We start from the raw sequence: 23,716 nt of genomic DNA on the forward strand, positions 1-23,716 counted from the left end.
TTAACCGCGTGGAGTCGCAACGGCTGCGAGTTTGGGCGCGGCTTTATCCGGCGCCACTTGCTCCAGGTTGCTGGCTTCAAGCGCTTGTCGTTGTTGGGCCAAGGCGGCGAGGGTTTCCTTGCTGGCCATCGGAATGGTTTCCGGCGCGACCGGCGAACCTGGACGCACGCGTTGCAGGCCCTTGACGATAATGGTGTCGTCCTTGTTCAGGCCGTTGCGCACGATTCGCAGCCCTTCGATCTTCGGCCCCAGTTCCACGGCGCGGTACGCCGGCTTGTCGCCGTCCATCACCAGCACGAACTTCTTGCCAAGGTCCGTGCCCACGGCCTCGTCGTTGATCAGCACGGCGGAGTAGGTGCCGCTGCCAACCAGCTTCAGGCGCGCATACAGACCGGGCGTGAATTCGCCCTTGCTGTTATCGAACACCGCGCGGCCTCGGATGGTGCCGGTGGCCGGGTTGACCTGGTTGTCGACAAAGTTCATCTGGCCCAGGTGCGGGTTGCCGGTTTCGTTGGACAGGCCCAGGTACACCGGCGTGGTGGCGCCGCGGCGGCCCTGACGCGCCAGCTCGGTGTACTTGAGGTACACGCGCTCGTCGGCGTCGAAGTAGGCGTAGACCTTATCGGTGGAGACCACGCTGGTCAGCGCCGTCACATCGGCGGTTACCAGGTTGCCGGCGGTGATTTCGGCACGGCTGACCCGGCCGCTGATGGGGGAGGTGACACGGGTAAAACTCAGGTTCAGTTTGGCCAGGTCCAACTGCGCCTGGATCCCGGCGACGGCGGCGCGGGCTTCCTGGGCGGCGGTGGTGCGCGAGTCGGCCAGTTCGGCGGAGATCGCGTTGCTCTGGCGCAGGCGCTCGCCACGTTGGGCTTCGTTATCACTGCGGGTGGCGGCGGCTTTGGTTTGAGCCAGCTGGGCCTCAAGGCGACGCACTTCAGCCTGGAACGGACGCGGGTCGATCTGGAACAGCACGTCGCCTTTCTTGACCAAAGCGCCTTCGGTGAAAGCGACTTGGTCAATCTGGCCCGACACGCGCGGACGGATCTGTACGGTTTCCGGTGCTTCCAGGCGGCCGGTGAACTCGTCCCACTCGTTGACTGGCTGCTCAAGCACCTTGGCCACACTGACTTTCGCCGCAGGCATGGCAGCTGCTTGTTCCGGGGACTTGCCGCACGCGCTCATCACCACCACGGCCAGAATCGCCAGGGGCAAGCGCAAATGTTTGAGTGACTGTTCCATGAGGTGCATCCGCCAATGTATTTGAGATGGGCGGATCATGCGCGGCGAGGTGCTATGTCACGAATCGAATGAAGCAAAGGTAACTATCATTCGGAATGATATAAGGGCGAGCTGAGCCCTCTAGGATGGGGGTTTCGTTAGGGGCCTATCAATGGCTGTGATGACAAAGCACTGTTGCGTCGGCTGAAACAAAGCCGTTCAGGGGGCAACCTCTCTGCCACAGCTGGCCGGCATCAGGCGCGTGTGTTGCAACCGCTCGATGCGCTTGACCCGCTGGCGCCACCCATGCCGCCGTATCCATGGGAGACGGCCCGTCGCCCAAACGTCTGGCGCGGCCGCTGCCAGTGTCGTTATCAGGCGAATCCGTGCCGCAATGAGGCTATTTTGGTCAGAGGCATGCCGCGTAATGTGACCCGTCATTGAAAAATGATGATCGCCTGACCCTCCAGTCAGTACGTCTTAACGTCGATCACAGAGAATAAAAACATCGATGAATAGCCCGATTTCCAAGGATTCAAACGGCCAACTGGCGCAGGGGTTCAAGCCGCGGCATGTGACCATGCTCTCTATTGCAGGGATTATCGGCGCGGGGTTGTTTGTCGGCTCCGGCCACGCGATAGCGGCGGCGGGCCCGGCTGTGATGCTGGCCTATCTGTTTTCCGGACTGCTGGTGGTGTTGGTCATGCGCATGCTCGGCGAAATGGCCGTAGCCAACCCCGACACCGGTTCGTTCTCCACGTACGCCGACCAGGCAATCGGGCGCTGGGCCGGGTTCACCATTGGTTGGCTGTATTGGTGGTTCTGGGTGCTGGTGATTCCCATCGAAGCCCTGGCCGCCGGGCATATCCTCAATCAGTGGATTCCCCAGATCGACGCTTGGCTGTTTGCCTTGTTGTCGATCTTTTTGTTGGTGATTACCAACCTGTTCAGCGTCTCCAAGTACGGCGAGTTCGAGTTCTGGTTTGCCATGGCCAAGGTCATCGCGATCATCGGCTTTATCGGCCTGGGCGGGGCGGTGTTGATGGGCTGGATTCCCGAGCGGGAAGCCAGCGGCCTGAGCACGCTGATGCAGGAACATGGCGGTTTTGCGCCCAACGGGCTGTCGGCGGTGGTCGGGGCCTTCATCACCATCATGTTCAGTTTCATCGGCACCGAGGCCGTCACGATTGCCGCGGCCGAGTCCGATAACCCCGCGCAGAACATTGCCCGGGCGACCCGCTCGGTGATGTGGCGCATCGGCGTGTTTTACGTGTTGTCGATCTTCGTGGTGATTTCCGTGGTGCCGTGGAATGACCCGCTGCTGGCCTCGGTGGGCTCATACCAGCGCGCGCTGGAGTTGATGAACATCCCCCACGCCAAGATCCTGGTGGACGTGGTGGTGTTGATCGCCGTGGCCAGTTGCATGAACTCCTCGATCTACATTGCCTCGCGCATGCTGTATTCCCTGGGCAAGCGCGGGGATGCGCCGATGCTGATGAAAAAAACCTCGGCCGCAAGCGTGCCAAGGGCGGCCGTGGTCGCCAGTACCGTGCTCGGGGCCGGCGTGACGTTGCTCAGTTATTTCATGCCGGCCGGGCTGTTCCAGTTTCTGTTGGCCAGTTCGGGGGCCATTGCGCTGGTGGTGTACCTGGTGATTGCCGTTTCGCAACTGCGCATGCGCAAGATCCTGCAACGACGCAATACCCCGCTGACTTTCAAGATGTGGTTGTTCCCCTGGCTGACGTGGGTGGTCATCGCCTTCATTTGCGCGGCCTTGGGGGTGATGCTGTTCACGCCCGAGCATCGTCTTGAGGTGTCGTCGACCATCGGACTGGCGTTGTTGATCTCCCTGGTCGGCGTGCTCACCGCGCGGCAACCCGACCTCGTGCGCAAACCGATGCCCATCGCCTCGCGGCCATGAGCGTTCGCCCCGTCACCCGCGTGGTGTTTGTGTTGCTGGATCAGTTCACGCTGATCTCATTGGCCTCTGCGGTGGAGCCGCTGCGTATGGCCAACCAGCTGTCGGGCCAGGAGCTCTACCGTTGGCATACCGCCAGCTGCGACGGTCACCCGGTATGGGCCAGCGATGGCATGCCGATCACCCCCGACGGGTCAATAGACAACGCGCCGCCCGCCGATATCGTGTTTGTCTGTGGCGGTACCGGGATTCAAAGCACCGTGACCGGCGAACTGGTTAAGTGGCTGCGCGCCCAGGCACGTTATTCCAAGCGCCTGGGTGGCATCTGCACCGGCAGTTGGGTATTGGCGCGGGCAGGGCTGCTCGACGGTTTTGAATGCAGCGTGCATTGGGAGTGGCTGGCCGCCATGCAGGAAGCCTTCCCACGGGTGACCCTCAGTGCCAGCGTGTTCACCCTCGACCGTGATCGCCTGACCAGTTCCGGCGGCACTGCGCCCATGGACATGATGCTGCACGTGATCGGGCGTGATCATGGACACGAACTATCAGCGGCCATCTCCGACATGTTCGTGTACGAGCGCATGCGCAATGAACAAGACCACCAGCGCGTGCCGCTCAAGCACATGCTCGGCACGCAGCAACCGAAGTTGCAGGAAATCGTCGCGCTGATGGAAGCCAACCTCGAGGAACCGATCAACCTCGACCAGTTGGCGGAGTATGTGGCCCTGTCGCGCCGTCAGCTCGAGCGGATGTTCCAGAAGTACTTGCGCTGCTCACCGTCACGCTACTACCTCAGGCTGCGGCTGATCCGTGCGCGTCAGTTGCTCAAGCAAACCCCCATCTCCATCGTAGAGCTGGCGGTGCTCTGCGGCTTTGTGTCCACGCCGCACTTTTCCAAATGCTACCGCGAGTACTTTGGCGTGCCCCCCAGCGACGAACGCCTGGTGACCACGGATGAGCGCGTTGTCGCGCTCAAACCCATCATTCAGACGGTGCCGGCACCCATGCCGATGAGTGCGTTGGAGCAGGCGCGCGGGGAGTCGACATTTGCCAGTGTGAAAAACCTGAAGTCCTGACGGCCTGGCGCAGGGTGCGCGAGTGGATATTCCCATTGGTTCAGCTTTAATACTCTGCACATGAGGCAAGGCTCACGGTGCGCGCGGCGCTTGTGCGGTCATCCGCCTGTCACAAATCGGACGGAAGGCATGCAGCGGCTCTAAAGTTGTCAGGGGCAGGGCAGATAACCCCTATGTCGCCTATATCCGCAACAACGTTCAAGGATCGAATTCATGACCCAGCGTCACTCTGTCCGCACCGCCTCTGCTGTTCATCCGCGCTTTTGCTGGTTTGCCTTGATCCCGGTTGTGCCTGCCGTTGCATGGATACTGTCGCAATCGGCCTCGTTGACCAACCTGCTGGCCTGCGCTGCGCTGGTGTTGATCGGTCTCGGTGCCTGTGCCTGGAGCGCGGGTTCGCAGCGCAGCGCGGTGCAGCGGGCCATTGCCCGGGCCCAGGCGGATCAGTCCGAAGATGACGCGGCGCAAAGGAGCATTGCTTCGCGCGCGCAACTCGATGAGGTGTTGCTGGGCGCCATGCCGATCTGGGCCAAACAGGTGGAAAGTTCGCGGCATCAGACCGAAGAAGCGATTGTGAGCCTGGCCGACCGATTCACCGGGATCGCCACACGCTTGCAGGAAACCGTGCAAGCCTCGCAACACGCCGCCGGTGAATTGGACGGCCAGGCCGCCGACGGTGCGCTCGAAGTGCTGGCGCGCAGTGACAGCGAACTGAGCCAGGTGATCAATTCACTCAAGGCCACTCAAACCAGCCGTGACCAGACCCTGGCCCAGGTGCGCAGCCTCACGGCCTATACCGGCGAGCTGCGCACCATGGCCGCCGATGTGGCGGCGATTGCCGCGCAAACCAACCTGCTGGCGCTCAACGCCGCCATCGAAGCGGCACGTGCCGGAGAGGCCGGTCGCGGCTTCGCGGTGGTGGCTGACGCGGTGCGCAGCCTGTCGAGCAAGTCCAGTGAAACCGGCCAGCAGATGTCGGCCAAGGTCGACATCATCAATAACGCCATCACGCAGTTGGTGCAGGCCGCTTCCAGCAGTGCCGACCAGGACAGCCACTCGGTGGCAGAGTCCGAAAACAGTATTCAATTGGTGCTCGAGCGCTTCCAGAACATCACCGGGCGCCTGGCCGACTCCGCCAACCTGCTCAAGCAGGAAAGCTACGGCATCCGTGACGAGATGACCGAGGTGTTGGTCAACCTGCAATTCCAGGATCGGGTCAGCCAGATCCTCAGCCACGTACGCGACAACATCCACGCCCTGCATGACCACCTGCAGCAGGCGCACCAGGCCCCGGACCAGGTGGTAGCCGTCGACGCCCGGCAGTGGCTGGCGCGGATGGAGGCCACCTATGCCACCGACGAGCAGCGTCGCCTCCATCATGGCGAGGCGGCGGTGCAGCAGAATTCTCAAGACATCACCTTTTTTTAGGAGCCCATCATGGCGAAGAACGTATTAGTGGTCGACGACTCCAGCAGTGTGCGGCAGGTGGTCGGCATTGCCTTGAAAAGCGCCGGTTATGACGTCATCGAGGCCAGCGACGGCAAGGATGCCCTGAGCAAGCTGACCGGGCAGAAAGTGCACCTGATCATCAGTGACGTGAACATGCCCAACATGGACGGCATTACCTTCGTCAAAGAGGTCAAGAAGCTGGCCAACTACAAGTTCACCCCGATCATCATGCTGACCACCGAGTCCCAGGAGTCGAAGAAGGCCGAGGGTCAGGCCGCCGGCGCCAAGGCGTGGGTGGTCAAGCCGTTTCAGCCGGCGCAGATGCTGGCCGCAGTGTCCAAACTGATCCTGCCTTGACCGCCGGCGCCAGGAGGCCCCATGCCGATAACCACTGAAGTGCTCGATGACACCGCCCGCGTGCGCATTGACGGCGAGCTGACGATCTACACGGTGGCGGAACTGGCGGCTGCACTGCTGCCGCAGATGGGGGCCACGCCCCGCCTGGAACTGGACCTGTCACAGGTCACGGAAATGGATGGCGCCGGTCTGCAGTTACTCGCGGTGCTTGAGCGTGAGGCGGGCATTGCCGGTACTGCCTTAAGCGTGACCGGCCAAAGCCAGGCGGTCATGCAGGCGCTCCAACTGTGTCGTAGCGCGGCCTCATAGCCAGCGCGTCCCATGTTTTTTGATCGACAAGGAAAGTCCAGGTGAGCATCAATCTCGATCAGGCACAGCAGACATTCATCGTTGAGGCGCGCGAGCTGTTGCAGGCCATGGAGCAATCCCTGCTGCAACTGGAAAGCGAGCCTGACAACAGCGATGCCATTGGTGCGATTTTCCGCGCCGCGCACACCATCAAGGGTTCCGCGGGGCTGTTCGGCCTTGAGCCGGTGGTGGGCTTTACGCATATTGTCGAGGACGTACTCGACCGCTTGCGCGACGGCAGTGTCGCCGTGGACGCCGCGCTGATCGCCGTGCTGCTCAAGAGCGGCGACCACATGCTCGAGTTGATCGAGGTCGTCGCCAATCGGGGCGAAGCACTAACGCCTGAGGCTCTCGAACGTGAGGCGTTATTGCGTGAGGCGCTGCGCGCGTTTCAGGCACAGGACGTCGCCACGCCAACGGCCGAGGTAGCGGTGACCGATGCAGGCCCATCCGCTGACGTGCTGTGGCACATCTCCCTGCGCTTCGGTGTGGATGTGTTCCGCAATGGCATGGACCCGCTGTCATTTCTGCGTTACCTCGAAACGTTGGGGCAGTTGCTGCAGGTCGCTACCCTGACGGACACCCTCCCTCCGCTGGATCGCTGGGACCCGGAAAGCTGCTACCTGGGGTTCGAGATCGAACTGCGTTCGAGCGCCAGCCACGCCACCCTCAACGAAGTGTTCGACTTCGTGCGTGACGACTGTGAGGTGCACATCCGTGCCGTCGAGCAAGTGCCGGGCACTCTGGTGGCCATCGCCAGCGACGTGGCTGGCCAGAGCGAGCAAAACTTGGTGGCGACCGCGCCGCAACGCGCGCCGGCGAACAGCGAGACGAAAAGCCGCGACGGCAATTACGTGCGGGTCAACGCCGACAAGCTCGACGAGTTGATCAACCTGGTCGGCGAATTGGTGATCGCCAGCGCCGGCGCAAGTCTGCTGGCGCGCTCTTGCAACAACGACCCTTTGCAGGAGGCCACCTCGACCGTGTCCGGGCTGGTGGAAGAGATCCTTGATGGCGCCCTGCATTTGCGCATGATCCCCATCGGTGACACGTTCAACCGTTTTCGCCGCGTGGTACGCGATATCAGCCAGGAACTGGGCAAGGACATCGAGCTGATCATCAGCGGCGCGGAAACCGAACTGGACAAAACCGTGGTCGAGAAGATTGGTGACCCGCTGATGCACCTGCTGCGCAACGCCATGGACCACGGTATCGAAAGCGCCGACGCACGGCGTGCCGCCGGTAAGCCGGCCAAGGGCCATTTGAGCCTCAATGCCTACCATGACTCGGGCAACATCGTCATTGAAATCGCCGACGACGGCGCCGGGCTCAACCGCGAGCGTATTCTGCAAAAGGCCCAGGAGCGCGGGTTGGTCGCCAGCGGCGCGGTGCTGACCGACCAGGAGATCTACAACCTGATCTTCGAGCCGGGGTTCTCGACCGCCGAGGCGGTGACCAACCTGTCCGGGCGTGGCGTCGGCATGGACGTGGTCAAACGCAATATCACCTTGCTGCGCGGCACCGTCGACCTGGACAGCCGTCCCGGCCAGGGCACTGTGGTGCGCATTCGCCTGCCCCTGACCCTGGCGATCATCAATGGCTTCCTGGTCGGCATCGACCAATCCACCTACGTGATTCCCCTGGACATGGTCCAGGAATGTATCGAACTGGATGAACGCCAGCGCCAGTCCAGCCGTGACAACGGTTACCTGGACTTGCGGGGCGAGGTGCTGCCGCTGGTGGACCTGCGCGATCACTTCAGCCACGAAGGGCCGGCGGCGCGCCGTCAGAACGTGGTGGTGGTGCGCTACGCCGAGCACAAGGCCGGGCTGGTGGTGGATGACCTGCTCGGTGAATTCCAGACCGTGATCAAACCCCTGGGCAAGTTGTTCGGCGCACTGCGCGGCATCAGCGGCTCGACCATATTGGGCAGCGGTGCCGTGGCCCTGATCCTGGATGTCCCGGCACTGCTCAACCAAATCGTACAACTGGAAGCCCGCACGCCCCAGGCGCCTCAGTCGCCGCCGGTCGTCGCTCGCTGACGTCTTTGCAATTCCATGGAGGTTCCCCCGATGAAATGGTTCTACGATCTTAAAATTTCCACCAAGTTGATCAGCTCATTCCTGGTGGTGCTGGCGCTCACTGCAGTCATGGGTGTCTTCGCCATCCTCCAGCTCGGTGCGGTCAACCAGGCGGCCCAGGACATCAAGGGCAACTGGATGCCCTCCATGCGCGCCGCGGCAGGCATGCGGTTTTATGCGGCCAACTACCGCTTGAAAGAAAACCGCCACATCGGTACCGAGATCGCCGAGGAAAAGACCCAAGCCGAGCGTGAAGCCGCTGAGTCACGTCAACAGTTCGAAACCCGCATGGGCACCTATGAGCAGTTGCTGTCCAACGAAGAAGACCGTCAGCTCCTGGCAAGCGTGAAAAGCGCGTGGGATGCCTACCTGGCAAGCAGCAAGCAGTTGCTCGAGTTCTCCCGGCAGAACCTCGATACCCAGGCGCGCAGCTTACTCAGGGGCGAGTCCAAGGAGCATTTCGATGAGGTGACCAACCGTCTGCAGAAAATGGTCGAACTCAATGACGCCGGCGCGACGGTCTCTGGTGACAAGGGCTCGGCGCTGTACGAAAGCTCACGCCTGTCAATCATCGCGGTATTGGTCGCGGCCCTGTTGATTGGCCTGGGCCTGGCGATATTCATCGCCCGCATCATTTCCCGCCCGTTGAAGCAAGCCGCGCTGGCGGCCGAGCAACTGGCCGAAGGCAACCTCAACGCCCACATCGAGCCTGGAACCAAAGACGAAACCGGCATGGTGCTCAACGCCATGCGCAACATGGTCGGCAAGCTGGCGCATATCATCGGCGAAGTGCGCAATGCCGCCGATAACCTGGCCAGTGCCTCCGAGCAGGTCAGTGCCACCGCACAATCGATGAGCCAGGCCACCAGTGAACAGGCTGCGAGCGTCGAGGAAACCAGCGCCTCGGTGGAGCAGATGAGCGCCAGCATCAACCAGAACACCGAAAACGCCAAAGTCACCGACGGCATGGCCAGCAAGGCTGCCAAGGAAGCCACCGAGGGCGGCGAGTCGGTGCAGCAGACGGTGGTGGCGATGAAGAAAATCGCCCAGCGCATCAGCATCATTGATGACATCGCTTACCAGACCAATCTGCTGGCCCTCAACGCCGCCATTGAAGCCGCGCGGGCCGGCGAGCACGGCAAGGGGTTCGCCGTGGTGGCCGCCGAAGTGCGCAAGCTGGCCGAACGCAGCCAGGTTGCCGCCCAGGAAATCGGCGAATTGTCTTCCAGCAGCGTGGACATGGCCGAGAAAGCCGGCAAGTTGCTCGACGAAATGGTGCCCTCCATCAACAAGACATCCGACCTTGTGCAGGAAATCAGCGCCGCGTCCGAGGAACAGGCCGCCGGTGTCGCGCAGATCAACACGGCCATGACCCAGCTCAATCAGGTGACCCAGCAAAATGCCTCGAGCAGTGAAGAGCTGGCCGCCACCGCCGAAGAAATGAGCAGCCAGGCCGAGCAACTGCAACAGGCCATGAGTTTCTTCGTGCTGGATTCCGCGACCAAAGCGGCCGCGCAAAGCAGCAGTGTGGACAGCCCCGGCAGCAAGCCCAACCGCCAGCCGCCGCGCCCGAAAGCGCCGGCACCGCGCAAGGCGTTCGCCTACAGCATGGCCAGCGCGCCGGACGAATCGGAATTCACCCGTTTCTGATCACACGATCAATGCGGGCCTACAAGGGAGAGTGAAATGGGCGCAGTGATGACGACTCGGCAAACCGCTGCGGCGGTGGATGAGGATGCGCAGTACCTGACCTTTATGCTCGGTGGCGAAATGTTCGCTATCGGCATCCTGGGGATCAAGGAAATTATCGAATACGGCAGTCTGACGGTGGTGCCGATGATGCCCGCGTTCGTGCGCGGGGTGATCAACCTGCGTGGCGCGGTGGTGCCGGTGGTTGACCTGTCGGCGCGTTTTGGGCGAGCCAATTCGGCGATCACTCGGCGCTCCTGCGTGATCATCATCGAGGCGAGCACCGACGAGGGCCAGCCCCAGGACATCGGGTTGCTGGTCGATACGGTGTCCGCCGTGCAGGAGATCCCTGCCGCGCAAATTGAGCCGCCGCCGAGCTTCGGCGCGCGGATTCGCGCCGACTTCATCAGCGGTATGGCCAAGGTCGACGGCAAGTTCGTGATTGTGCTGGAGGTGGACAAAGTGTTGTCCATCGATGAGATGTCCAGCCTCGCCGAGGGTGGTCAGGCGGCCCTCGACCCTGATCCGCGTTGAGACCCGACCATGCCAGATACCGCCTCCATCGATGATCGTGAATTCGGTCAGTTCCAGAGCTGGCTGTACCGCGCGGCGGGTATCAACCTGTCGCCCGCCAAGAAAGCCCTGGTCGCAGGACGCCTGTTCAAGCGTCTCAAACACTATGAGCTGCACAGCTATGGTGAGTATTTCAAGCTGATCATGAATGACCAGCGCAAGGGCGAACTGCAGGTGGCGCTGGATTTATTGACCACCAACGAAACCTATTTTTTCCGCGAGCCCAAGCACTTCGACTTCCTGCGTCAACAGGTGTTGCCCAATGCTGCGCCGGGCAAGGTCTTTCGCGTGTGGAGCGCGGCCAGTTCGTCGGGCGAAGAACCCTACAGTCTGGCAATGACCCTGGCCGAGAGCCTGGGCACCACCCCCTGGGAAGTGATCGGCTCGGACATCAGCACCCAGGTGCTGGCCAAGGCGCGTACCGGGCATTACGCCATGGAGCGCGCCGGCACGCTGCCGCCACCGTTGCTGACCAAGTACTGCCTCAAGGGCATTGGCCGCCAGGAGGGCACGTTCCTGATCGACAAGGCGCTGCGTAATCGCGTCAACTTTGTTCAGGTCAACCTCAACGAAGCGCTGCCGGCGCTGGGTGAGTTCGAGGTGATCTTTCTGCGCAACGTGATGATTTATTTCGACCAGCAGACCAAGAGCCAGGTGGTCGCGCGTCTGCTGCCGCTGCTTAAGCCCGGCGGTTATTTCATCATCAGTCACTCCGAAAGCCTCAATGGTGTGAACGACACCCTGAAGCTGGTGGCGCCGTCGATTTACCGCAAGCCATGAAAAAGCCTGTCGATGCGACCGAAGTGGTGTTGGCGCCTGGCCAGGTCAGCTTTGCGACGCGGCCAACGCGCCTGCGCACCTTGCTTGGCTCTTGTGTAGCGATCACCTTTTGGCACCCGCAGCGGCTGATCGGCGGCATGTGTCACTTCATGCTGCCGGGGCGCCTGCGCAGCCATCAACCGCTGGACGGCCGCTATGCCGACGAAGCCATGGAACTGCTGCTGCGACACACCCAGGCCAATGGCACTCATGCACGGGATTACCAGGTCAAGTTGTTCGGCGGCGGCAAAATGTTTCTCGGCCAGCAGTGCCAGTTGCCGACGCAGGACGTGGCCAGCCTGAATATCCGCGCAGCTTTGTCCCTGGCCGAGCACTATCACCTGCACCTGACGGCCCAGGACATGGGCAGCACCGGTTACCGCACGATCATGTTCGACCTGTGGAACGGCAACGTCTGGGTTCGGCACCAACCAATGGGAATACTTCAACAAGATGCCTACCAAAAAAATCAGTGTGCTGCTGGTCGATGACTCGGCCGTGGTGCGTCAGGTATTGCTGGCGATTCTCGCTGACACGCCGGATATTCACGTGATGGGCGCCGCGTCCGACCCGATCTTCGCCATGGACAAACTCGCCCGCGAATGGCCGGACGTGATCGTGCTGGACGTCGAGATGCCGCGCATGGACGGCATCACCTTTCTCAGGAAAATCATGAGTGAGCGGCCGACGCCGGTGGTGATCTGTTCCTCGCTGACCCAGAAAGGCGCGGAAACCTCCCTGCAGGCGCTGTCGGCCGGCGCGGTAGAGATCATCACCAAACCCACGACCGGCTTGAAGAACTTTCTGATCGAATCGGCCGCCGAGTTGGTGGCGGCGATCCGCGCCGCGGCCAATTCCAATGTGAAGAACCTGGGCAAGCGCAGCGCTGCTCCCGCACTGGCCCCGCCCAGCAAGCTCACAGCGGATGCGATTCTGCCCGCCGCCAATGGCCACGCCATGGCGCAGACCACCGAGCGCATCGTCGCCATCGGCACCTCCACCGGCGGCACTCAGGCGCTGGAAGCGGTGCTGACGGCACTGCCGAGGGTGTGCCCAGGCATGGTGATCGTGCAGCACATGCCGGAAAAATTCACCGCCTCGTTTGCCGAGCGCCTCAACAGCGTCTGCGAGATCGAGGTGCGCGAAGCGCGTAACAACGACCGCATCCTGCCCGGCCTGGCCCTGATCGCGCCAGGCGGCAAGCACTTGATGGTCAACCGCAGCGGCGCCTTTTATCACGCCCAGGTCATCGATGGGCCACTGGTTAACCGGCACCGGCCTTCGGTGGACGTGCTGTTTCGCTCGGTGGCCAAGTTCGCCGGCAAAAACGCCACCGGCATCATCATGACCGGCATGGGCGACGACGGCGCGCGCGGACTCAAGGAGATGCTTGAGGCCGGCGCCGCCACCGTCGCCCAGGACGAAGCCAGTTGCGTGGTGTTCGGCATGCCCAAGGAAGCCATCAAGCTCAACGCGGCCCAGCGCATCATGGCGCTGGAGGATATTCATCAAGCGATTTTGTACAAGTGAGCGTGAGTGCAGTCGGTTTTGTCGTGATAGCGCGCCGGCCTTCGACCAAAGCACTAAGCCTTTGCGAGGAGACTGCACGTAATATCATGGTGCTACCGCGGGGTGAGGTGCCCTGCGTGTGGTCGACCCCCGCTCCGTTGTGACCCAGCGTTTGCACGTCCGAGGTATTGGCAACCATGAATGGCCACGCACCCACCCTGATTGACGACGACAGCGTGCGAACCCTGGAGAGCGTCCTTGTGTGCCTGTCGGGCGCTGTGGCCGCCCTGGACCGGGCGGGGCGGGTGGTCACCGGCAATGCGGCGTTCTATCAGCTTCACAGTGGCCCGGGGGCAGGCGTCGGCGGCGAATTTGTCGCCCGGCTGCGTCCCGAAGACCATTGGCTTTTTTACCTCGCGCTGGAGAAAGCGGCCGGGAATGGTCGCGCATCGTTCTCGGCAGTGGGCGAGGGTGATGGCCTGCTGGATGTGTCCCTGACGCTGTGGCGCGACGATTATTTTATGGTCGAGGTGGTCGCCCGGCAGGCGCCATCGATCCCGCTGCCTGCCGCCGACAGTTATTCGGAGATCCCGCTCAGGTCTATTTTCGACTCTTCCGGCACCGGTTTGGCACTCGTGTCACTCGAGGGGCGTTGGCTGCGCGCCAACGAGGTCATTTGCACGTTGCTCGGTTACAGCGAAGCGCAGCTGCAACGCACCACGTTCATGGCGCTGACTCACCCGGACGACCACGAGGTCGGCAGGCAACTGATCGAGGAATTGAAGTCCGGTGCGCGGGCGGGTGCGACCTTGCACAAACGCTATATTCATCGCGACGGGCGCGTGGTCTGGGGGCGCCTGACCGTCGGCCTGGTGCGAGATGATCAAGGGCAACCGGCGTGTTTTGTCTCGCAACTGGAAGACATCACCGAGAATTGGCAGCTTCGTGAAACATTGATGGGCAGTGAGCTCAAGTTTCTCACCCTGGCGGAAAACTCCCCGAACATCATTGTCCGTTACGACCGCGAGCTGTTACGCACCTATGTCAACCCGGCTTACCGGCGCCTGACCGGCAAGTCTAACGACGAGGTGATTGGCCTGTGCCCGGATGGCGAGGCCAGGGACTACGTCAGCCAATTGCGCCGTGTCGTGGCAACGGGCGAAACGGCGCAGTTCGTGGACAGCTGGGCCGTCGCCAACGGCCTGGGTTATGTGAGCTGTGCGGTCAGCCTGATGGCCGAGCGCAATCAGAGTGGTGAGGTGGTCGGCGTGCTCTCGCTGGCCCATGACATCACCGAGCTGCGCAGGCAACAGTTGCTGGAAGACGCGCGGCTGGGGATCTTCGAACGCATGGCGACGGGCGCGTCCCTGGAACAGACGCTGACGCTGCTGGTGGGCTATGTCCAATTGGCCTTGCCCCATCGGTCCTGCCGCGTACAGCTTGTGGAGTCTTTCGGCACCCGCCTGGCGACAACCGCGACCGCCGTTTCGTCACTGGCAGACGAGGCTTGTGCCCCTTGGTCCGAGCCGATCATGGACCAACAAGGGCAGATGTTGGGGGTGTTCGAATTATCGCGATCGCCCGGTTCGGCGGTGGACGACAGCGATGTTCAGCACGTGCGGCAGACCTGTCACATTGCTGCAATCGCGATCGAGCGCTGGCAGTCGGAGTCCTTGCTGCGCGAACGCGAGCGGCGCTACCGGGACATTTTTGACCATACCCTGGACATGCTTCTGCTGCTGGAGACCACGCCGTCAGGCGAGGTGCGCTGTGTCGACGCCAACCCGGCCTTGTTACGGGCGCTGGGCAAACCCCACAGGGAGATCATCGGTGCGACGCTGGTAGCGATGTTCGGTCGGTTGAGCGCGCAAACACTCCAGGCACTGTGCGAGCAGTGCCGGGTGGCCGGCCGTGTGGTGGAGTCGGATGAGGCCATGCTCGTGCGTCGCGAAGTCCGTACCCTGCACTTCACCCTGGTGCCGGTGGCGGACTCGGGGCGCGCGGTCTCGCGAATCCTGGTGATCAGCCGCGACACAACGCTGCTGACCCGTGCCCGGCAAAAAGAACTGGAGCGCCAGCACGACATCAATACGCTGGTGGAGAACAGCCCCGACGCGGTCGCCCGGCTGAGCGCGGCAGGTGAAGTGCTCTACGTCAATGCGCGGCTGAGAGCCTGGGTAGGCGACGCGTGGCCCGAGCTGATGGGCATGCCCCTGGAATCGGTGGCGCCCCACAATCACCAATCTCAGTTGTTCCGTGAATTGGTGGCCCAAGTCATTCGTGAAAACAAGGCCACCGAACAGGAGTTTCGGCTCTCGGGACTAAAGACGGCGCCCAAGGTAGTGCTGATCCATTTTGTCCCGGAGGTTGATGGCCAGCGGGTGGTCAGCGTGCTGGCGGTGGGCCGGGATATTTCCAAGCTGCGCGCGGCGGAGCGGCGCCTGGCCAATTCCAACGCGCAGTTGCGCGACCTGTCGACCCGCCGCGAAACGGCACGGGAAGAGGAACGCAAACTGATCGCCCGGGAAATCCACGATGAGCTGGGCCAGCACCTCACCGCCTTGCGCATGGGCATCTCGTTATTAAGGTTTCAGTTCGGCGCCACTACACCGGACCTGGCGCCTCAGGTCGAACGCTTGATGGGACTGACCGACAAAACGATCCAGGTGGTGCGCAATGTGTCCACCAGCCTGCGCCCATCCGCCTTGAACCTGGGCTTGGTGTCGGGGCTCGAATGGCTGACCACCGAGTTCGTCACCCTGACCCTGGTGCCGTGCGAGCTGCACCTGCCTTCGATTCCGTTGACGCTGCCCGATACCCACATTACCGCCGCGTTTCGCATCGTTCAGGAGTCGCTGACCAACATTGCGCGCTACGCCGAAGCCACACAGGTCAGCGTTACCCTGACCCCACAGGACACGCACTGGTTACTGGAGGTGCAGGACAACGGCAAAGGGTTTGAACCGGATGCCCTCACACGCCAGACCCTGGGCCTGGCCGGCATGCGTGAGCGCGGTGTGATGTTGGGCGGCAAAGTCATTATTTTCAGTCACCCCGGACAGGGCACTACGGTCCAGGCGTTTATCCCAATGCATAAGGATACGTATTGATGATTCGCATGCTGATCGCTGATGACCACACCATCATGCGCGAAGGACTCAAGCAGCTGTTTACCCTGGTGGCCGACGTGCAGGTGGTGGCCGAAGCCGAGAGCGGCGCGCAGGTGATCGAGCTGTTGCGTGAGGTTGAGATCGACCTGTTGCTGCTGGACATGAATATGCCGGGCATCAGTGGTGAGATTCTGATTGCCCGCTTGCACACCCAGTACCCGGATCTGCCGATCCTGGTGTTAAGCATGCATAACGAAATCCACATCGCCCAACGCGCTTTGCGCGCCGGAGCACTCGGCTATCTGACCAAGGACCGCGATCCCGAAACGTTATTGGCGGCCATGCGCCGAGTGGTCAGTGGTCAGCGTTACCTGGACCCTGGTCTGGCTGAGCAGATTGCGCTGCAAAGCAGCGGTTTGAAGCAACAGACCTATGTCGAAAGCCTGTCTGATCGCGAATTCCAGATCCTGCGCCTGCTGGCGCACGGCATGAGCGTCAACCAGATTGCCGAACAATTGGTCATCAGTAACAAAACCGTGAGTACCCACAAGACCCGCCTCATGGAAAAAATGGGCTTCAGCTCGACGGCGGACATCGTGCGCTTTGCCATGACGTTGGGCATTTCCTGATCAGCCGCTTGGGGTAGGGATTTTCCTACCCGGTCTCCCGGTATCCCTACCCCAGAATAGGGATGCTCTGATGGTGGCGGTGCCATTATTGCGCCAGTATTGCTCCCAAGCCATCGCGCTGCCGATCCATCGGCGACGACAGGCGCTGACCGGGAGACAAACCGTGAGTGAACAGACCCCAAGCCCTTCGGCCACATTGACGCTGTTTCCGGTGACGACGGCCGGTCTGCTCGGCAGCCTGGCGGTGGCCTACGGCGACGGTTTCAGCGGCGGGGCGGTCGTGGCGGGGAGCGCGCTGTTCGTGGTATGCGCCGGGCTGGGCTGGTTCGCCCACCGGCGTTATCAGGGGTACAGCAAGCCGCTGTCGCAACCGCACTACGCCCCGGCAGCCGCGGCCGTCGACGACGGTCTGGCCGAGGTCTGCACCCATGTGCTGCCTATCTGGTCGAGGCAGATTGAAGCGGCGCGTGAACTCAGTGAAACCTCCATCCTCAAGCTCAGCGAACGCTTCGGCACGCTGTCATCGGACATCAGTCACAGCGTGTCCAGCCAAGGCGCGCAAGACGCTTCCCGGCAACTGGTGGATTTGCTGGAAGTCGGCCAGCGCGACCTCAACTCCATCGTCCTGGCCCTGCGCGCTGCGTTGTCCAATAAGGAGAACGAACTCAAGGAAGTTATGCAGCTTTCCGGGTTCACGGAGCAGCTCCAGCAGATGGCCACGTTTGTCGGCGACATTGCCAGTCAAACCAACCTATTGGCGCTGAACGCGGCCATTGAAGCGGCGCGTGCCGGAGAGGCCGGCCGCGGGTTTGCCGTGGTGGCCGATGAGGTGCGCAAGCTGTCGAGTATGTCCGGCGAAACCGGGCGCAAGATCAGTGAGACCGTCAACACCGTCAATGCGGCCATTGCCCGCACGGTGCAAATGTCCCGTCACCATGCCGAACAAGACACCCTGACCCTCGCGGACTCGGAGCGGGTGGTGTCGCAGGTCATCGAACATTTTCGCGGTACCGCCCAGCGCATCGTGGGTAACAGCCATGACCTGCAGCAACAGAACGCCAACGTCGCCAACGAGATTGCCCAGGTGCTGGTCGCCTTGCAGTTTCAGGATCGTGTCAGCCAGATGCTGGCGCTGATCACCAGCGACCTGGACAAATTACAGCTGCAGTTGAGCGAGCGTCACGCCTCGCGCCTGGACGGACAGGCGTTGGCGCCGATGGCCAGCGAGCGTTGGCTGCAGGAGCTGTCACGGACCTACACCATGCCCGAGCAACACGCCATCCACGGCGGCAAGACCCACGCCAAGGCTGACGCCAGCGAAATCACCTTTTTCTAGAGGAGCTTTTCCGATGAGCAAAACCATTCTGATCGTCGACGACTCGGCTTCCATCCGGCAGGTGGTGAGCATCACGCTCAAGGGCGCGGGTTACGACGTGATTGAGGGCTGTGATGGCCGCGATGCGCTGAGCAAGCTCGATGGTCGAAAAATCCACCTGATTGTCAGTGATGTGAACATGCCGAACATGGACGGCCTCAGCTTCGTCAAGGCCGCCAAGCTGTTGCCGGCCTACAAATTCACCCCGGTCATCATGCTGACCACCGAGGCCAGTGATGCGATGAAGCAGCAGGGTCAGGCGTCCGGTGCGAAGGCCTGGATGGTCAAGCCGTTTCAGCCCGCGCAAATGCTCACTGCGGTTTCCAAGTTGATCCTGCCATAGCGATGACCAGCGAGCGCTGGCCAGGAGGTTTCCATGAAAAGCACTGCCCCGATGCTGCGCCGAATCCAGGTCATGGAAGGCCCGCTGACGATCTACACGGCCACTGAACAAAAAGAAGTGTTGTTGTCGCTGTTTCCCCTGGCCCATGAGGTTGAGTTGGACCTGTCCAATGTCGACGAACTGGACAGCGCCGGCTTGCAGCTGTTGATCCTGATCAAGCGTGAATCGTTCAAGGAAGGCACCCAGTTGGTGCTCAGCAACCCCAGCGCCACGGTGATCGAAGCCCTGCGGGTGAGCGGCCTTGATGATTACTTCGCCAACCCCTCGTTCACCGTATCGGTTGGAGCATGACGGTATGGCCCAGCCCATGAACATGGATGACGTGCTGCAGACGTTCATCGCCGAGAGCCGCGAACTGCTGTTGCAGATGGAAGATGCGTTGCTGCAGATCGAGCAGTCGCCGCAGGACCTGGACACCATCAACGGCCTGTTTCGCGTGGCCCACACCATCAAAGGTTCGGCCGGCCTGTTTGGCCTGATGCCTATCGTGGAATTCACCCACGTCGCCGAGAGCGTGCTGGATCGGGTGCGCAGCCTGGAAGTGCGGGTCGACGAGGCGTTGAGTGCGTTGTTCCTCGACGCCCGTGACCATATCAGCCAACTGATCGACCTGCTGGCCGAGGACGGCCACCTTGATCGGCTGGACGAACCGCTGCAGCTACAGGGGCAGCGCCTTGGCGCGCGTCTGGCGCAGTACCTGGACGCGCCGTTAGCGAGCGTGGCCCCCGGCCCTGACGATACACCCCCAACGATCGGCCACGAGGCGGGTGCGGGTCACTGGCATCTTTCGCTGCGCTTTGGTCCGGATGTACTGCGCAATGGCATGGACCCTCTGGCATTTCTGCGCTACCTGGGCACGCTGGGGCAGGTACTGCACACCGTCACCGTGTTCGACGCGTTGCCCTCGTTGCAATCGATGGACCCCGAAACCAACTACCTGGGCTTTGAACTGGCGCTGCTCACTGATGCGTCCCGCGAGGTTATCGACGGCGCCTTTGATTTTGTCCGTGATGACGCCCTGGTGCTGATCCTGGCGCCGCAGGCCAGTGTCCAGGCCTGTCGTGAGCACATTGATGCTCTGCCGCAAGACAATGCCGAGCTGCTGGCGCTGTTGGTGCGCTGCGGCACCCTGACCGATGCCGAGGTTGCGGCCCTCACCGAGCAGGATGCGCCAACGCCTGGCGACGCACCTGCAGAGCCTGACGGTGCGCAGGACTCATTAGCGCTGTCGACCAAGGCCAGCAAAGGTGCGACCCACAACGAAGGCAATCTGATTCGGGTGGACGCCGCCAAACTGGATCAACTGATCAACTTGGTCGGCGAGCTGATCATCGCCGGCGCCGGCGCCAACCTGGTGGCGGTGCGCAGTGGCATCGGCGAGATGATCGAGGCCACCAGCCTCTTATCGCGGCTGGTGGAAGAGGTGCGAGACTCGGCGCTGACCTTGCGCATGGTGCAGATCGGCGCAACGTTCACGCGTTTCCAGCGCGTGGTGCGCGATGTGTCCAAAGAGCTGGGCAAGGACATCATGCTGCGCATTGGCGGTGGCGAAACCGAACTGGACAAGACCGTCGTCGAGCGCATTGGCGACCCGTTGACGCACTTGGTGCGCAATGCCATGGACCATGGCATCGAAGCCGCGTCGACGCGCCTTGAGCGCGGCAAACCGGCCCAGGGCACGGTGCGTCTGAATGCCTACCACGAATCCGGCAGCATCGTGATCGAGGTGTCGGACGACGGCGGCGGCCTGGCCAAGGACAAAATCCTGGCCAAGGCCCGCGAGCGCGGCCTGGTGGCGGAGGGGCAGCTACCGGCTGAAAAAGACATCCTTAATCTGATCTTCGAGCCTGGCTTCTCCACCGCCGACCAGGTCAGCAACCTGTCCGGCCGGGGCGTCGGCATGGACGTGGTCAAGCGCAATATCACCGCGCTGCGCGGCAGCGTGAGCCTGGAGAGTGAAGAGGGGCAGGGCACCACGGTACGCATTCGCTTGCCGCTGACCCTGGCCATCATCGATGGTTTTTTGATCGGGGTGGGCAAGGCCTCTTATGTCATTCCGTTGAACATGGTCGAGGAATGCATCGAACTGGCACCTGGGCAGGAGGCCGAGGCCGGCTTTCTGGACTTGCGCGGCGATGTGCTGCCGATCGTGCGCCTGCGGGACATGTTTGCCGTGCAAGGGCCGGGCGGCCACCGTGAAAACGTGGTGGTCGTGCGCTACGCCGGTGTGCGTGCCGGCCTGGTGGTCGACCGCTTGCTGGGGGAGTTCCAAACCGTGATCAAGCCGTTGGGCAAAGTGTTCGGAGACGCCCATGGATTGGGCGGCTTCACCATCCTGGGGAGCGGGGCCGTGGCTCTGATCCTGGATATTCCAAATCTGTTAGGACTCGTTGCCAAGGAAGCCACCCACCGTTCGATCCCACGTCCTTTACCGACTCAATAAAGCGTCATCAGGAGTTCCTCGCCATGACCGTTATCAAAAATATTACGCTGTTGGTTTTCACGGCAATGCTGGGCGTCTTCGTGTTGGGCGGCACCAGCTTTTATCTGACCGATGAGATCAATACCAGCGCCAGCTACGCCAGCGTCAACACCGTGCCCAGCTTGCTGGAGGTTGATCGGGCCACCGAGGCCTTCGCCAGTCTGCATGCCTTGCAATGGCAGCGCCTCGACGGGTCGGATAAAACCACGGTTCCTCCGTACGCCGAGGCGGTGACCCAGCATTTCAGCGCCATCGATAAGGCGTTGGAGCGCTACAAGACCGCGCTTATTTCAGACGAGCACGATGCGGCGCTGTTGGGTCAACTGCGCAGCCGGTTCGACGAGTTTTCAAACCTGCAGACGCGATTCGACAACGCGATCGGGGCCGGTGATATAGCCGCCGCCCGCACGCTGATCGAGGCCAGCCAGCCATTGCAGACGGCCATTCAGGCGACGATCTCCGAGATGCGCCAATACAACCTGGAGCAGGGGCGCAAAGCCCAGATTTTGGCCACCAGCATCGAACAAAAAGCCCGCTACATCATCCTTTCGATTGCCGCACTGACGCTGTTGGGCACGGGCCTGATGGGCGCGCTGCTGGCCCGGAACCTCATGCGTCAGCTCGGCGGTGAACCGGCGAATGTTCGTGCCTTTGCGGCGCGCCTGTCAGCTGGGGACCTGGAGGCCAAAACTACGCTCCGGGCTGGTGACACCACCAGCTTGATGGCCTCGATGCAACAGTTGGGTACAAGCCTGAATGGACTGATTACGGAAATAAACCGCGTATCCAGTGAGCACGACAAAGGCGAGATCGACGCCCAGATCGATGCCCAACGCTTTCACGGCAGTTACCGTTCCATGGCCCAGGGTATCAACGACATGGTCAACGGCCACATCTCGGTCAAGAAAAAAGCCATGGCGTGCATCCGCGCCTTTGGCGAAGGGGACCTATCGGCACCGCTGGAACAGTTCCCCGGAAAGAAAGCTTTTATCAACGAGAACATCGAACAATTGCGTGCCAACGTGCTGGCTCTGGTCGAAGACACACGTCAGATCAGCGACAGCGCCATGATCGGCAAACTCGACACCCGCCCGGACGCCTCACGGCATCAAGGCGACTTCCGCCGCATCATCCTGGGCATCAACGGTTCGCTGGATGCGATCATCGTACCGATCACTGAAGCCATGGACGTGCTGGCGTCGATCTCCAGCGGCGACCTGACCCGGACCATCGTCGGCGACTATCAGGGCAAGTTCCTCGAGCTGAAAAACTCGGTCAACGGCACCGTGGAAAAACTCTCGGAAATCATCGGCGAAGTCCGCGGTTCGGCTGATTCGCTGTCCAGTGCATCCGAGGAGATTTCCGCCACCGCCCAGAGCATGGCGCAATCGGCGTCCGAACAGGCGGCGTCGGTGGAGCAGACCTCGGCTTCGATGGAAGAAATGTCAGCGTCCATTGCGCAAAACACCGAAAACGCCAAGGTGACCGATGGCATGGCCGGCAAGGCCAACAAAGAAGCCTCCGAAGGCGGTCGCGCCGTGAAGGACACCGTGGCCGCGATGAAAACCATCGCTGAAAAAATCGGCATCGTCGATTCCATCGCTTACCAGACCAATCTGTTGGCGCTCAACGCGGCAATCGAAGCGGCGCGTGCCGGCGAGCACGGCAAAGGCTTTGCGGTGGTGGCGGCGGAAGTGCGCAAACTGGCCGAACGCAGTCAGATCGCGGCGCAGGAGATCGGCGAGGTCGCCAAAAACAGCGTGGCCCTGGCGGAACGGGCGGGCAACCTGCTTGATGAAATCGTGCCGTCGATCGCCAAGACCTCTGACCTGGTGCAGGAAATCGCTGCGGCTTCGGAAGAGCAATCCATCGGTTCCGAGCAAATCAACAGCGCGATGTCGCAAATGAGCCAACTGACTCAGCAAAACGCCTCGGCATCCGAAGAGCTGGCCGCGACTGCCGAGGAAATGAGCGGGCAGGCCGAGCAGTTGCAGGAGTTGATGGGCTTTTTCACCGTGCAAGGCAAGCGTGCCGGGCGGGCTGCCGCCCTGTCTGGGGGCAGTCGTACGGCATCCATGGGCGATCATGAACATCGCGCGGTGGAGAGCGGTTTCGTCCGCTTCGGGAGTTGACCCATGAGTGCCTCAGCCATTGTGCCAGGCACCAGCGCGTCGGCGCTGCACGCCACTGAGCCGTTGCAGTACCTGACTTTTTCGGCGGCCCAGGAGATGTATGCGGTCAACACGCTGAGCGTGCGGGAGATCATCGAATACAGCCAGGTTACCAGCGTGCCGATGATGCCGGTGTTCCTGCATGGGGTGATCAATCTTCGCGGCTCGGTGGTGCCGGTGGTGGACCTCAAGGCGCGGTTCGGCAAGGGCGAGACAGACCTTGGCAGTCGAACGTGCATCGTCATTCTGGAAACGGCCACGCAGGGCGAGTCCCAGGTGCTGGGCGTCGTGGTGGATTCGGTCAGCGAGGTGATCGAGATTCTCGACATTGATATCAAGCCCGCACCGGCGTTCGGCAACCTGATTCGCACCGACTTCATCAAGGGTATGACCAAGGTGCGAGGTGCGTTTGTCACGCTGCTGCAAATCGAGCAGGTGTTATGCGTCGATGAAATAGCCGACTTGATGAACGCTCGTTCCGCGCGCGCGCAAAGCCATTGATCCGG

General features: G+C 61.8%; 19 protein-coding genes and 2 pseudogenes. 20 read left to right on the forward strand and 1 reads right to left on the reverse strand.

The window, feature by feature from the left end:
* A complete protein-coding gene (mexE, locus tag PSH59_RS12455) occupies positions 1-1,242 on the reverse strand; it encodes a multidrug efflux RND transporter periplasmic adaptor subunit MexE (RefSeq protein ID WP_248078884.1) in 1,242 nt (413 codons plus the stop codon).
* Between the two features lie 490 nt (positions 1,243-1,732).
* Here mexE and gabP point away from each other — a divergent pair, with 490 nt between their 5' ends.
* From gabP to PSH59_RS12555, 20 genes and pseudogenes are all read left to right on the forward strand, one after another.
* Positions 1,733-3,142 (forward strand): GABA permease, encoded by a 1,410-nt coding sequence (gabP, locus tag PSH59_RS12460; RefSeq protein ID WP_248078887.1) that lies wholly within the window; start codon positions 1,733-1,735, stop codon positions 3,140-3,142.
* On the forward strand, positions 3,139-4,215 hold the full coding sequence (locus tag PSH59_RS12465; RefSeq protein ID WP_248078890.1) for a GlxA family transcriptional regulator: 1,077 nt from the start codon (positions 3,139-3,141) through the stop codon (positions 4,213-4,215). The genes gabP and PSH59_RS12465 overlap by 4 nt, the downstream gene beginning before the upstream one ends.
* Before the next feature lie 516 nt (positions 4,216-4,731).
* Positions 4,732-5,643: a methyl-accepting chemotaxis protein gene (locus PSH59_RS12470; protein WP_370694422.1), complete on the forward strand. Its 912-nt coding sequence runs from the start codon at positions 4,732-4,734 to the stop codon at positions 5,641-5,643.
* A gap of 9 nt (positions 5,644-5,652) precedes the next feature.
* Positions 5,653-6,021 carry a response regulator gene (locus PSH59_RS12475; protein ID WP_010446480.1) on the forward strand — a complete coding sequence of 123 codons (369 nt, stop codon included), beginning with the start codon at positions 5,653-5,655 and terminating at the stop codon, positions 6,019-6,021.
* Between the two features lie 21 nt (positions 6,022-6,042).
* On the forward strand, positions 6,043-6,330 hold the full coding sequence (locus PSH59_RS12480) for a lipid asymmetry maintenance protein MlaB (RefSeq protein ID WP_248078895.1): 288 nt from the start codon (positions 6,043-6,045) through the stop codon (positions 6,328-6,330).
* 41 nt (positions 6,331-6,371) lie between these two features.
* Complete coding sequence (locus tag PSH59_RS12485; RefSeq protein ID WP_305395212.1) at positions 6,372-8,411, forward strand: chemotaxis protein CheA; 2,040 nt, start codon at positions 6,372-6,374, stop codon at positions 8,409-8,411.
* A gap of 30 nt (positions 8,412-8,441) precedes the next feature.
* Positions 8,442-10,100: a methyl-accepting chemotaxis protein gene (locus PSH59_RS12490; RefSeq protein ID WP_248078900.1), complete on the forward strand. Its 1,659-nt coding sequence runs from the start codon at positions 8,442-8,444 to the stop codon at positions 10,098-10,100.
* Positions 10,101-10,136: 36 nt separating this feature from the next.
* A complete protein-coding gene (locus PSH59_RS12495) occupies positions 10,137-10,673 on the forward strand; it encodes a chemotaxis protein CheW (protein ID WP_305395213.1) in 537 nt (178 codons plus the stop codon).
* A gap of 9 nt (positions 10,674-10,682) precedes the next feature.
* Positions 10,683-11,492, forward strand: coding sequence for a protein-glutamate O-methyltransferase CheR (locus PSH59_RS12500; RefSeq protein WP_248078905.1), 810 nt, complete (start codon positions 10,683-10,685; stop codon positions 11,490-11,492).
* Positions 11,489-12,022 carry a chemoreceptor glutamine deamidase CheD gene (gene cheD / locus PSH59_RS12505; protein ID WP_248078907.1) on the forward strand — a complete coding sequence of 178 codons (534 nt, stop codon included), beginning with the start codon at positions 11,489-11,491 and terminating at the stop codon, positions 12,020-12,022. The genes PSH59_RS12500 and cheD overlap by 4 nt, the downstream gene beginning before the upstream one ends.
* The gene (locus tag PSH59_RS12510) at positions 11,985-13,061 is read left to right on the forward strand and encodes a chemotaxis response regulator protein-glutamate methylesterase (RefSeq protein WP_248078910.1); all 1,077 of its coding nucleotides are present in this window, start codon (positions 11,985-11,987) and stop codon (positions 13,059-13,061) included. Before cheD ends, PSH59_RS12510 begins: the two co-directional genes overlap by 38 nt.
* A 176-nt stretch (positions 13,062-13,237) precedes the next feature.
* Entirely contained in the window at positions 13,238-16,150 is a 2,913-nt protein-coding gene (locus PSH59_RS12515) for a PAS domain S-box protein (RefSeq protein ID WP_305395214.1), read from the forward strand.
* The gene (locus PSH59_RS12520) at positions 16,150-16,779 is read left to right on the forward strand and encodes a response regulator transcription factor (protein WP_248078915.1); all 630 of its coding nucleotides are present in this window, start codon (positions 16,150-16,152) and stop codon (positions 16,777-16,779) included. The genes PSH59_RS12515 and PSH59_RS12520 overlap by 1 nt, the downstream gene beginning before the upstream one ends.
* 70 nt (positions 16,780-16,849) lie before the next feature.
* The gene (locus tag PSH59_RS12525; RefSeq protein ID WP_370694403.1) at positions 16,850-18,115 is read left to right on the forward strand and encodes a methyl-accepting chemotaxis protein; all 1,266 of its coding nucleotides are present in this window, start codon (positions 16,850-16,852) and stop codon (positions 18,113-18,115) included.
* Positions 18,116-18,128: 13 nt separating this feature from the next.
* Entirely contained in the window at positions 18,129-18,497 is a 369-nt protein-coding gene (locus tag PSH59_RS12530; RefSeq protein WP_010563050.1) for a response regulator, read from the forward strand.
* A gap of 33 nt (positions 18,498-18,530) precedes the next feature.
* On the forward strand, positions 18,531-18,848 hold the full coding sequence (locus PSH59_RS12535) for a lipid asymmetry maintenance protein MlaB (protein WP_305395216.1): 318 nt from the start codon (positions 18,531-18,533) through the stop codon (positions 18,846-18,848).
* 4 nt (positions 18,849-18,852) lie between these two features.
* Complete coding sequence (locus PSH59_RS12540) at positions 18,853-21,000, forward strand: chemotaxis protein CheA (protein ID WP_305395217.1); 2,148 nt, start codon at positions 18,853-18,855, stop codon at positions 20,998-21,000.
* Positions 21,001-21,065: 65 nt separating this feature from the next.
* Positions 21,066-22,271, forward strand: a pseudogene (locus PSH59_RS12545) (methyl-accepting chemotaxis protein); the annotation flags it as partial.
* A gap of 84 nt (positions 22,272-22,355) precedes the next feature.
* Positions 22,356-23,051: pseudogene (locus PSH59_RS12550) on the forward strand (methyl-accepting chemotaxis protein); the annotation flags it as partial.
* Between the two features lie 123 nt (positions 23,052-23,174).
* Entirely contained in the window at positions 23,175-23,711 is a 537-nt protein-coding gene (locus tag PSH59_RS12555; protein ID WP_248078924.1) for a chemotaxis protein CheW, read from the forward strand.
* Positions 23,712-23,716: the final 5 nt, after the last annotated feature.

The sequence above is a fragment of the Pseudomonas sp. FP2309 genome, from assembly GCF_030687575.1.
In the GTDB taxonomy this organism is placed as follows: Bacteria; Pseudomonadota; Gammaproteobacteria; order Pseudomonadales; family Pseudomonadaceae; genus Aquipseudomonas.

Excerpts from the sequence above, each read along its gene's own strand:
- mexE (WP_248078884.1), bottom strand. The coding sequence starts at position 1,242 with ATGGAACAGTCACTCAAACATTTGCGCTTGCCCCTGGCGATTCTGGCC.
- gabP (WP_248078887.1), top strand. The coding sequence starts at position 1,733 with ATGAATAGCCCGATTTCCAAGGATTCAAACGGCCAACTGGCGCAGGGG.
- PSH59_RS12465 (WP_248078890.1), top strand. The coding sequence starts at position 3,139 with ATGAGCGTTCGCCCCGTCACCCGCGTGGTGTTTGTGTTGCTGGATCAG.
- PSH59_RS12470 (WP_370694422.1), top strand. The coding sequence starts at position 4,732 with ATGCCGATCTGGGCCAAACAGGTGGAAAGTTCGCGGCATCAGACCGAA.
- PSH59_RS12475 (WP_010446480.1), top strand. The coding sequence starts at position 5,653 with ATGGCGAAGAACGTATTAGTGGTCGACGACTCCAGCAGTGTGCGGCAG.
- PSH59_RS12480 (WP_248078895.1), top strand. The coding sequence starts at position 6,043 with ATGCCGATAACCACTGAAGTGCTCGATGACACCGCCCGCGTGCGCATT.
- PSH59_RS12490 (WP_248078900.1), top strand. The coding sequence starts at position 8,442 with ATGAAATGGTTCTACGATCTTAAAATTTCCACCAAGTTGATCAGCTCA.
- PSH59_RS12495 (WP_305395213.1), top strand. The coding sequence starts at position 10,137 with ATGGGCGCAGTGATGACGACTCGGCAAACCGCTGCGGCGGTGGATGAG.
- PSH59_RS12500 (WP_248078905.1), top strand. The coding sequence starts at position 10,683 with ATGCCAGATACCGCCTCCATCGATGATCGTGAATTCGGTCAGTTCCAG.
- cheD (WP_248078907.1), top strand. The coding sequence starts at position 11,489 with ATGAAAAAGCCTGTCGATGCGACCGAAGTGGTGTTGGCGCCTGGCCAG.
- PSH59_RS12510 (WP_248078910.1), top strand. The coding sequence starts at position 11,985 with ATGCCTACCAAAAAAATCAGTGTGCTGCTGGTCGATGACTCGGCCGTG.
- PSH59_RS12515 (WP_305395214.1), top strand. The coding sequence starts at position 13,238 with ATGAATGGCCACGCACCCACCCTGATTGACGACGACAGCGTGCGAACC.
- PSH59_RS12520 (WP_248078915.1), top strand. The coding sequence starts at position 16,150 with ATGATTCGCATGCTGATCGCTGATGACCACACCATCATGCGCGAAGGA.
- PSH59_RS12525 (WP_370694403.1), top strand. The coding sequence starts at position 16,850 with ATGGTGGCGGTGCCATTATTGCGCCAGTATTGCTCCCAAGCCATCGCG.
- PSH59_RS12530 (WP_010563050.1), top strand. The coding sequence starts at position 18,129 with ATGAGCAAAACCATTCTGATCGTCGACGACTCGGCTTCCATCCGGCAG.
- PSH59_RS12535 (WP_305395216.1), top strand. The coding sequence starts at position 18,531 with ATGAAAAGCACTGCCCCGATGCTGCGCCGAATCCAGGTCATGGAAGGC.
- PSH59_RS12540 (WP_305395217.1), top strand. The coding sequence starts at position 18,853 with ATGGCCCAGCCCATGAACATGGATGACGTGCTGCAGACGTTCATCGCC.
- PSH59_RS12555 (WP_248078924.1), top strand. The coding sequence starts at position 23,175 with ATGAGTGCCTCAGCCATTGTGCCAGGCACCAGCGCGTCGGCGCTGCAC.